Below are 8,582 nucleotides of genomic sequence, written 5' to 3' on the forward strand. Positions count from 1 at the left end.
TTGTTGTTGAGCCAACAAACTTAAATCCTCTTTGTTTTAAGTCTTTACTAAAAGAATCAGATTGCTTAGTTGTTACAGGTACATCTTCTAACTTGATCCATTTATTGGTTATTCTTTCTCCATTGATAAACTGTAAACTATACTTGTAAAATGAGCCAAATTCTTCTTGTACTCTAATAAAAGCTTTAGCATTATTAATTGCAGCTTCAATTTTAAGCTTATTCCTTATTAGACCAGGATTTTTAAGTAAGTATTCAACTTGCTTTTCAGAAAAATTAGCTACCTCATTAGGTTCAAAATTATAAAATGCTTTTCTATAATTATCTCTCTTTTTTAATATGGTAAACCAGCTTAATCTGTAAGCCCAAAGTAGTAATGTCGTGTTTGTGCAAAATAGAAATGTCGCCTTTTATATTGAAGTTATAAGTCAATATAAAAGGTTTAGAGATGGAAGGAACATACACGATGAGCTTAAAAGAAATCAAGCGCTTAGAAATATTACAAAAGTTACTTAATCGAGAATTAACCCAAATTAAAGCATCAGAAATACTTAATATCAGCACTCGACAAGTACAAAGGCTTCTAAAAAAATATAATACCTTAGGAGTATCAGGGTTAATATCGAAGAAACGCGGAAAGCCTAGTAATTATAGTACTCCAAATACAATTAAACAATATGCCGTTAGCCTTATCAAAACAAATTATGCTGATTTTGGACCTACCCTTGCAACAGAAAAACTATTAGAAAAGCATGATTTAAGACTATCAGTAGAAACAGTGCGCAAATTAATGATTGAAGCTGAAATATGGGCGCCAAAAAATAAAATACACAAACGTTCTTACCAACCTCGTTACCGTAGAGAAAGATTTGGGGAGCTTATACAGATTGATGGTTCAAGACATTATTGGTTTGAAGGTAGAGGGCCAAAATGTACCTTACTTGTCTTTATTGATGATGCCACAAGTAAACTAACAAGCTTATATTTTGCACCTTCAGAATCAATCCATAGTTATTATATAGCAACTAAACAACATATAGAAAAGTATGGTAAACCAATAGCTTTAATTAACTTTAAAAATACTTAATCTATCTCTATAAAAAGTTATAGAGATAGATTAAGTATTTTTAAAGTTAATTATGCTACTACTAAAGAGCAAATAATGACCCAATTTGGTAGAGCTTTATACGAGCTAAATATTGATCTGATTTGCGCTAATACTTGCCAAGCAAAAGGTCGCATTGAGCGAGCTAATAAAACTTTACAAGATCGTTTAGTAAAAGAATTGAGGTTAAACAATATCTCTACTATTGCCGAAGCTAATACTTATCTACCAATATTTATAGAAGATTATAATAGGCGTTTTAGTAAGCCCCCTATCGATCTTTTAGACATACATAGACCTTTACAAACACATGAAAGTCTTGAAGAGACTTTGTGTTTTAAGCAGGAACGTACTGTTACAAATAATTTAACCATTCAGTACGATAGAGTTCTTTATTTAATTGAAGACATACCGCCTAATAGAAAGTTGCGTCGCAAGAAAATTATGCTTCATGAATATTCTGATGGTAGTATCAGCTTGAACTATGAGGGTAAAAAAATAAAATTCAACCAATTATATGATAGGGTAAACCTTATAGAACAAGGGAAAACAGTGCCTAATGAACGTTTGGACGCTATGATGACAATTATAAAAGAAATGCAAAAAGGAAAGGAATATAAGCGCAGCACAAGGTGCCCTAGTAAAAGACATTTAGGGCTAATACCTGAGGTAGATCGCCGAAGAAAACTACTTAAAAATAATGCTTTAAAAACTTAAAATACGACATTTCTATTTGGGACAAAAGGTGACATTTCTACTTCGCGTTGACACTTAATCCTGCTTGTGCACATTCGAGAATTAAGAACTCGAATAGAGTAATATCATCATTAACTAGCACTCCCCATTCTTGATCATGATAATCAATATAAATTGGATGCTTCTCACACCATGTGCATCTAGTTATTTTCATAAAACTTACCTAGTAAAAATATATGCTTTTATGGTCTCTCATTTAATTGTCAGATTGCTAGACTTTGATTTCGGGTTTTTTCATGTTTCATTACTTTTTCAATAAAGGAGACTCTTTTGTTAATCTTTCTTACTATTCCCTCAGAAGTATCCGATTTACTTTCTTCATTTACTTCCCTCTTGATGGCTTCAATTTTTTCTAACTGCTCTCTGTTATCCACATCCAATACAAAAGAAAATATATATACTGAAACTTCATTTGGAATTCCAAAGTTTTTTTCAAAAGAAGAATAAATATTTCTAGATACAAGATTTAAAGGACTTAATAATTTTGCAATCTTAAAATAATTACTTAAGCATGTATACGGAGAAATTTTATTTTCTAAATAGGGTGCTCCTCTTCTTATATCAGGAATTATTACATTATTTAGGAGTATACCCACTTTATCGAATGGAATTAAGGATATTAAAAAATTAAATACACCCATACTAAACCGATTTTTTAATGCACTATAAAAAGCTATATTATTACGTATATGAATCATCCTTTCTCTCATATCACGATCAGGAGTATACTCTACTAATATCTTTAATACATCTACTCTGTTATAATTAACAGCATAGATAAAAGGTTGTTCATTTTTAGCATGAATCATTGCATTTCTTTTTTCTTGATCTGGGGTGTAATCAATTAAAAGTTTTGCTTCTCTACCGCTATTATGTGCTGAACTAATGAATGCTTGGTCGTTATGTGCGTGAATTAGCTCATCCCTTATCTCTTGATTTGATATATTTTCAAGGATTAATTTCATCACATCAACCATGCCATATGTACTTGCATGTGAAAACCCTCTTTTATTCCTTGCATTTACCATCCTCCTTCTCTTCTCTTCATCAGGGGTAATTTTAAATAATAATTCTAAGGTTTTTATGTTGTGGAATGTAGCAGCATTAGTAAAGGCTTTATCTTCTTGTGCATGAATCATTTCCTCTTTTTTTTCTTGATCGGGAGTACACTCAAGCAAAAAATTTAATACTTCAACATTATTACGATCTGCAGCAGTGATAAAAGCTAGGTTATCTCTTCCATGAATCATCTCATTTTTTTTATCTGGATCAGAAACATTTGCAATTAAAAACTTTAAAACATTAACATGACCACGAAAGTATTGAATTGCTTCAATAAAAGGTTTGTTATTTTGTATATGAATCATTTCATCTTTTTCTTCCTGATTAGGAGTAAGATCCAATAAAAATTCTAATATCTCCACGTAATTATTCCTTGCAGCAATAATAAAAGGCTCATTATTATCCACATGAATCATAGCTTTTCTCCTAGCTTGATCAGGAGTATATTTTACAAGTAGCCTTAAAACTTTTATCAATCCTTTATCAGTTGCCTCAATGAAAGCTTTGTCATTATTAGCATGAATCATCTCGTCTCTTTTATTCAAATCTGTAGTGCTTTCTAGTATTATCTTCAGAATTTTTATAAGACCTTTGCTAATAGCTTCCTTAAAAATCGCATTATTATTAAGATCTATTATTGCATTTTTTGTTTCTTGATTATGAGTATGCCCTAATAAAAGTTTTAGCACTTTTGCTCTGCCATTGCTTGCTGCATCAATAAAGGCTTTATAATTACAAATATATATCATTTCATTTCTTTTTTCTTGATCAGGTGTATGCTCTATTATCAGTTTCAATACTTCCAGCCAGCTCTTACTAGCAGCATTAATGAAAGCTTTATTATGACGAGCATGAATCATTCTATCTCTCCTAACTGGATCAGGAGTAAGCTCTAACAGTAACTTTAGAACTTTAAGATGGTTATGGCTAGCAGCATAAAAGAAAGCCAAATCATTTTGATCATGGATCATTATTTCCCTTGCTTCTTGTTCGGGAATAAGTTCCAATAGTAGCTTTAATACTTCTATGTGACCATTACTAGCAGCATAAAAGAAAGCTAGATCACTTTGGTCATGGATCATTATCTCCTTTTCTTCTTGTTCGGACACTAATTCCAATAGTAGTTTTAGTACTTCTATATGGCCATTTTTAGCAGCAAGAATAAAAGCCCTGTTATGATGAGCACTAATCATCGCATATCTTTCATCCTCATCAGAAATATGCTCAAGTAGAAGCTTTAAAACCTCTATGTTACCTTCCCCAGCTGCTAAACAATAACCGGAATGTATTATCTTCTTTGTAAATTCAAAATTAGGTAAAGGAAGTAAATAACTAATTGCATCTATGTCTCCATTAATACATGCAGACTTAAACATTTGAATAATAACTTCTTCATTATTTTCTTCTTCAAGATTTAATTCTGGATAAGAAAAATTCAATTTTTCTATCATTGGTTTATTATTTAATTCTTCAATTCCCTGCTTCATACAATAACTCCTGTTTTTATTATTTTATTAAATTAAGGCATACCTAAGTTAGTAATTTTATATTTGATTGAGATTATTCTAAATTTCATCCTCCAATCTCTATTTGAACTACAATGCTACTGTTAACCTAATTTATGCTTATAACCTCTGATTACTTTTTAACTGTTGGTTTATTTGCTGCTCTGTTTGTTTAACCCAGCTGGTTATTGTTGATTTTATAGGGTTACAAGGTATAATTTTTGTTGCATTTTCACTAGGTTACAATCTCATCCATTGCTTCTCTCATCTCATTTGTAAACGTTGATAGTTGCTTCTTATAAACTTCTGCTAATAATTTATAATTAATGTTTCCTTTTAATCTGAAATATGAAGGTAGACATAAAGTAAGGCAAGCAACTTAATAATATTACTTCTACCTTACAGTGACGCCAGTTAAATTCTATGGGCTAGTACTTCCTCATATGTATAAATAATTAGTTACTTCCCTAGCTCTATTGCTATTCTTAATTTTTATTCCTTACAATACTACAATAAAACCTAGGTTATTAAATTTGTAATATTTATTCAATTAAGTACAATTAACATAAATTGCTTTTCACAATATTTATTATATAAGCAAACTTAACTAAATTTAGGATCCAGATGAGAGAGATTAGTAATGATTTATCCCTATTATTATCAATAAATAGAAATGCTCTAAACCATTTAATAGAAAAACGGGAGGCTAAAAAGAAAAGTGATTATAAAACACCATTATTAATTAAAACTATAAAGTCAAAAGATATAGAGGCTATTAAAGCTTTGTTAATTACAGGAACTGAACCAAACATAAAAGATAAGGACGGGAACACAGCATTACACCAAGCGTCAAAAATAGGTTGTGTCGAAATAATAAGTCTTCTTTTAAATAAGGGAGCAAGTTCAGAAATTAGAAATAATTTAGATGAAACAGCTTTAGAAATTGCAATTAAGAAAGGACATATTGATGCAGTCAAAATATTATTAGAAAATATATATGGTAAAAATTGGAGTTATGAATTAAGTAAAAAGAATTTCATAATTAAACCACCAATAATCATTGCAGTAGAAGCAGGCCAGAAAGAAATAGTAAAGATGCTACTGGAATCAGGAATAAGTATAAATACACAATACTTATGTGGAGATACAGTGTTACATAAGGCTGCGTTAACATGTAATAAACATATAGTAGAATTTTTACTACAAAATGGCGCAAATATTAGTATAAAAAATGACTTTGGTTATACACCATTACTTAGCATAATATTAAAGGGTGGTAGCGAAGATATTAAGACTCTACTCATTAATGCAGATATTAATTTAGATAAGCAAGATAAAAATGGTAATACGTCATTACATAGAGCAGCAAACATAGGCTCTATTGACCTAATAAAAGTATTTTCAAACAATTTAAAAAAAGTAGACTCTATTAACAAATGGGGTGAAACACCTTTAATGCTTGCCATAAAAGGGAGCCATATAGATGCAGCTATAGTATTACTGGAAATAGGAGCAGATCCACGCATACAAGACAATAATGGAGTTACTGCATTACACTTAGCAGTAAAAATAGGTCATACAGGAATTACAGAAAGACTTCTAAGTAAAAAAGTAAGAACGAATATAGTAAATAACTGGGGTGAGACAGCATTGATAATTGCCGCAGAAAACGAGCGAATTGAAATTATAGAATTATTGTTAAGAGCGGGTGAAGATCCAAACAACAAAAACCCTTCTGGCGCTACAGCATTGCATAGAGCTGCATTAAAAGGTAATAAAAGTATGGTAGAATTGCTTCTTTATTCAGGGGCAGATCCAAATATAAAAACATATTCTAAAAATACCCCTTTAATAATTGCCGTAGGAAAAGGCTATTTAGAAGTGGTAGAAATATTATTGGATATATCCATTAATGATTTAGACGCTTGTAATAGTGATGGTGACACAGCACTACACTTAGCATCAATGGGTGGTTATGAAGAGATTGTAGAACTACTTATAGATAAAGGAGCAAACCCAAACATTAAAAATAATTTAGATAAAACACCTTTAATAATTGCGCTGGAAAAAAAACAAATAAAGATAGTAGGTATATTATTAAAAAAACCTAGTATTGATTTAAACATAAAAAATAGTGCCGGTTATAGTTTACTACAATTAGCGATAATAATGGGTGATATACTTATTGCAGATAGTCTTTTAAATAAAGAGATAAACCCAAATTTACAAAATAAATGGGGCGAGACAGCCTTAATATCTGCAGTTAATAAAGGAGTAATAAAAATAATAAGTAAACTCTTAGAAGTAAATGCTGATGTAAATATGCAAGACAAGGATGGTAATACTGCTCTACATATATTAGTAAGATTAGGGAAAATAAAAAGTATAGATATTATAGAAAAATTTATAAGTTCAGGTGCAAATCTTTATATAAAAAATGATTTAAATGAAACTCCTTTAATGGTTGCAGTAAAAAGTGGTAATATACAGTTTGTAGAATTATTATTGAAAGTAAACATACCTATTGAGATAAAAGATATTGAATGTATAGAAGAAGTAGGCAATATTAACTGCGCAAGCAGCAAAGAATTAGTAAAAAAATTCTATCAGTTTAAAGAGCAGCAGAAAACAGAGCCCCCAATGCTGCGTTATATTGTAACCCAATGTTTTATTGATGGATTAAAAGGTAATATTCATTATAAAGCATTTGCAGATGTTTATATAGAGCAAAAAGCATTACTTTCTAAAAATATAGTAAATATAACAGATGAGCTTATAGAAGATGGTATACCTAGAAAAGATCACACAAAAAATATACCTTGTAATCCTACCCAATCAACAATGTCTTATTGGGTAAAACTAATAGAGCGACAAAAAAAACAACAAGTTATAGACCAAACAACTAAGAAATAAAAATATAAGGTTAGGAATAAGGTAGCATTACAAAGAATGAAATTGAAGGAAGAAGGTATATATGTTTATATATTCTGAAAAACCTCACTAAATTGAATACCTTCACTACCTACTATTAATTCTTTGCAACGCTACCCTATATTCTACCTTGGTACTATATTTTTAATTTTCAAACTGATAAACTTTGCTTTCGGGTTTCCTCATACTTCATTACTTTTTCAATAAAGGAGGCTCTTTTGTTAATCTTTCTTATTATTTCGTCAGCAGTCTCAGATTTACTTTCCTCATTTACTTCCGCCTTAATGGCTTCAATTTTTTTTAACTGATTCCTATCAGCTAAGCCTATAGCCGTAGAAAATATATATGAAGAAACCTCAATCGGAATTTCAAGCTCTTCTTCAAAATATAAAGAAAGGCTTTTACACGTAGAATTTAAAATACTTAATCTTTTTGCAATTTTAAAATATTTCTCTAAACACATATATGGCTGGATACTTTGCTTTGCTTGTTCATGAAGTTTTGGAACTATTTTATTATTTAAAAATTTACTTATTGATAAAGATGGAATTAGTGAAAGTAAGAATTCAAAACTCTGACTACAAAAGTTCGTTTGGCTAATAAAAGCCTTTTCATCTTGAGCAAAAATCATTTGATCCCTTTTTTCTTGATTGGGAGTATGCTCTAATAGTAGCTTTAATACTCTTATATGACCGTTCCTAGCAGCATAAATAAAACAATGGTCATTTCTAATATGGATCATTTCATCTCTTTTTTGTTGATCGGGAGTATGCTCTATCAGTAACTTTAATACTTCCATATGACTATACCAAGCACCATCAACAAAAGCTTGGTTATTTTGATCATGGATCATTTTATCTCTTTTTTCTTGATCAGGAGTATGCTCTATCAGTAACTTTAATACTCTTATATGACCACGCCAAGCAGCCTTAACAAAAGCTTGGTTATTTTGATCATGGATCATTTTATCTCTTTTTTCTTGATTGGTAATATGCTCTAATACTAAATTTAATACTTCCATATGGCCACCACTAGCAGCCTTAACAAAAGTTTGGTTATCTTTAGTATGGATCATTTTCTCTCTTTTTTGCTGATCGGGGGTATGCTCTAGTAATAACTTTAATACTTCCATATGGCCACCGCTAACAGCATTAACAAAAGCTTGGTTACTTCTAGCATGGATCATTTTATCTCTTTTTTCTTGATCAAGAGTATGCTCTAGTA

Annotated in this window: 6 protein-coding genes and 1 pseudogene; 3 read left to right on the forward strand and 4 right to left on the reverse strand. The window is 30.4% G+C overall.

Features of this window, described 5'->3' with window-relative positions:
* Positions 1–346 (reverse strand): annotated as a pseudogene (locus tag NF27_RS13305) (DNA-3-methyladenine glycosylase I); the annotation flags it as partial.
* Positions 347–447: 101 nt separating this feature from the next.
* Here NF27_RS13305 and NF27_RS11280 point away from each other — a divergent pair.
* Positions 448–1,086: a helix-turn-helix domain-containing protein gene (locus NF27_RS11280; protein WP_084212862.1), complete on the forward strand. Its 639-nt coding sequence runs from the start codon at positions 448–450 to the stop codon at positions 1,084–1,086.
* A gap of 75 nt (positions 1,087–1,161) precedes the next feature.
* On the forward strand, positions 1,162–1,821 hold the full coding sequence (locus NF27_RS11285) for a hypothetical protein (RefSeq protein WP_053332664.1): 660 nt from the start codon (positions 1,162–1,164) through the stop codon (positions 1,819–1,821).
* 37 nt (positions 1,822–1,858) lie between these two features.
* On the opposite strand, the gene NF27_RS11860 is transcribed toward NF27_RS11285, so the two are convergent.
* Positions 1,859–2,014: a DNA-3-methyladenine glycosylase I gene (locus NF27_RS11860; protein WP_084212864.1), complete on the reverse strand. Its 156-nt coding sequence runs from the start codon at positions 2,012–2,014 to the stop codon at positions 1,859–1,861.
* 49 nt (positions 2,015–2,063) lie between these two features.
* Positions 2,064–4,409 (reverse strand): ankyrin repeat domain-containing protein, encoded by a 2,346-nt coding sequence (locus NF27_RS07050; protein WP_039457554.1) that lies wholly within the window; start codon positions 4,407–4,409, stop codon positions 2,064–2,066.
* Positions 4,410–5,051: 642 nt separating this feature from the next.
* On the opposite strand from NF27_RS07050, the gene NF27_RS07055 reads away from it, so the two are divergent.
* A complete protein-coding gene (locus tag NF27_RS07055) occupies positions 5,052–7,340 on the forward strand; it encodes an ankyrin repeat domain-containing protein (RefSeq protein WP_039457556.1) in 2,289 nt (762 codons plus the stop codon).
* A 169-nt stretch (positions 7,341–7,509) separates the two neighbouring features.
* Here the strand turns inward: NF27_RS07055 and NF27_RS07060 are convergent.
* A partial coding sequence (locus NF27_RS07060) for an ankyrin repeat domain-containing protein (RefSeq protein ID WP_039457558.1) occupies positions 7,510–8,582 on the reverse strand: 1,073 nt, incomplete at its 5' end.

This window comes from Candidatus Jidaibacter acanthamoeba, assembly GCF_000815465.1.
Lineage (GTDB): Bacteria > Pseudomonadota > Alphaproteobacteria > Rickettsiales > Midichloriaceae > Jidaibacter > Jidaibacter acanthamoebae.